At 58.2% G+C, this 1924-nt stretch carries 4 protein-coding genes; all 4 read right to left on the bottom strand.

Annotated elements, in window-relative coordinates; genetic code table 11:
- The coding region (locus AC2FND_RS20125; RefSeq protein WP_496771471.1) for a hypothetical protein at positions 1-220 on the bottom strand (220 nt) is incomplete at its 3' end.
- Between the two features lie 105 nt (positions 221-325).
- The gene (locus AC2FND_RS20120; protein ID WP_496771470.1) at positions 326-691 is read right to left on the bottom strand and encodes a GtrA family protein; all 366 of its coding nucleotides are present in this window, start codon (positions 689-691) and stop codon (positions 326-328) included.
- A 32-nt stretch (positions 692-723) separates the two neighbouring features.
- On the bottom strand, positions 724-1602 hold the full coding sequence (locus tag AC2FND_RS20115) for an NAD-dependent epimerase/dehydratase family protein (RefSeq protein WP_480484426.1): 879 nt from the start codon (positions 1600-1602) through the stop codon (positions 724-726).
- Positions 1602-1924: methyltransferase C-terminal domain-containing protein (locus AC2FND_RS20110; RefSeq protein WP_496771469.1), on the bottom strand; the 323-nt coding region annotated here is incomplete at its 5' end. The genes AC2FND_RS20110 and AC2FND_RS20115, both read right to left, overlap by 1 nt.

Below are 1924 nucleotides of genomic sequence, written 5' to 3'. Positions count from 1 at the left end.
GGTGGTTCCAGGAATAGCTTGAGAAACCAATGACGTCGGGTATCGCCGCATCAATGGCTGCCTTCAATTCCTGAGGGTCGCGGAAGATTGCAACCTCCAACGGTGTCGGGCTTTTCGCATAGGCTTGGGCGAAAGTCGCAAGATTTCCAACACCCAGCGGATAGGTGTCCGACGTAGCGGTAACGAGGTTATGGCCGAGATCGGCAAGGTAAAGACGCATTGACGATTATCCTTTCAGCACTGGTACCAAATACATTTAACAGCCCATATCCTTACTATATCAAATGGACCGATTGGGGGTTAAAAGTGTTTTTGACGCATTATTTCAGACCTTCTGCTGCCACGGGAAGCGATCGGTCAATGCCCGGGAAACTAGGATGAATGCCAGCACCGCAGTGGGTAGAACCAGCAGACCTTGTGCAATGATCGGATGCAGCCCGGCGAGCAGGAGCGCTTCGAGCGAAAAAGCGTTGAAGATGTAAACTATGGCATATGCCACGAGGTAGAGGGGTAATCTCCTCAACCCTTTGGTTTCGAATACAATGCGGGCGTGGGTCATGAAATTCCACGACACGCCGATGACGAACGAGACCGCAAGAGCGACCTGTGCTGGCAAGCCTGACAGGCTCAGAACCGAAAAAACCGCGTATGCAAAAATCGTGTTAACAATACCGACCAGAGCAAAAAGCATGAAGGACTGTTTTCGCAGAAAGAACGAAGATTTCATACAGCTTCCTCGTTTGTCAAAAGACACCGGGCGACTCCGGTGATAATATCATATTGTGGCGAAAACCCGGCTTCGTTCCGCAGCCGGGTTACATCCGCTGCCAGCCGGTCGGGATCATTTGCCGCGCGGGAGATAGCCCCCAGCCGGATCAGGTCAGGGTGATGCATCTGGTTTGCCACCTCTTCAATCAACTGCCGGACCGGGACGGCGGTGCCGCTTGCTATATTGATCGCACCGGTGACATTGGTTTCCAGCAAAAGCGCCAGCGCGCGCGCCAGATCATCGACATGCAGGAAATCCCGTTCCTGTCGTCCATCGGTGCAATCTACTGGCTCGCCTATCTTCAGATTTGAAATCAGATCGCCAAACAACCGGCCCGGTGGTTCATCCGGTCCGTAGACAAAGAAGATGCGGGCCCAGGCCAGAGACAAGCCAAGCGCATCCTGGCCTGCGCACAGCGCCAGACCGGTCGCAGCCTTTGCGGCCCCATACAGGGTCCGGGGCCGCAAAGGCGTTGCTTCGGTCAGCTCCGGCACCGACCAGTCATATTCGGCACAGCTTCCGGCGCAGACCACACGCCGCCCGCTGATGCGCGCAAACTCCCGCACCAAGTGCAGCGTGGCGGCCATCCAGTCCAGATTGGCCGGGGAAGCCCAGCGGTCGCGCGGGCCGTCATGCCAGGCCAGATGAACCAGATGGCTGGCGCGAGCTGTTTCAAGAGCTGCTGTGGTGGCGCTGGGGTCCAGCAGATCACAGGGGATGTCGTTTGCCGGGTTGCGGCCCAGCGTCACCACCTCATGGCCCGCCTGTGTCAGAGCCGGAACCGTCGCGCGTCCGATCAATCCGGTTGCGCCAGTCAGCAGAACCCGTGCCATCAGCTGATCCTGACTTCCGGCACGGCGGTCACGAACCGTACCTTCAGGTCGGACAGTTGCCCGATGACCTCATCCCGGATGTTCCAGGGCAGGATCAGCACGTAATCCGGCGGCGCCTCGCGCAGGGCTTCGACTCCATGCACGGGGATATGGCTGCCGGGCAGCAGCGTGTTCTGTTTGGCCGGGTTGCGGTCGACGCAGTAAGAGATCAGATCGGGGCCGATCCCGGCATAGTTCAGCAGCGTATTGCCCTTGGCAGCGGCACCGTAGGCGGCAACCGTGTCGCCCCGCGCCTTTGTTTCACGCAGGAAGGCAAGCAACC

The organism is Ruegeria sp. BHSB056, assembly GCF_059613305.1.
The sequence above is the reverse complement of the archived record's forward strand: the minus strand, read 5'-3'. Positions and strand labels throughout refer to the sequence as shown.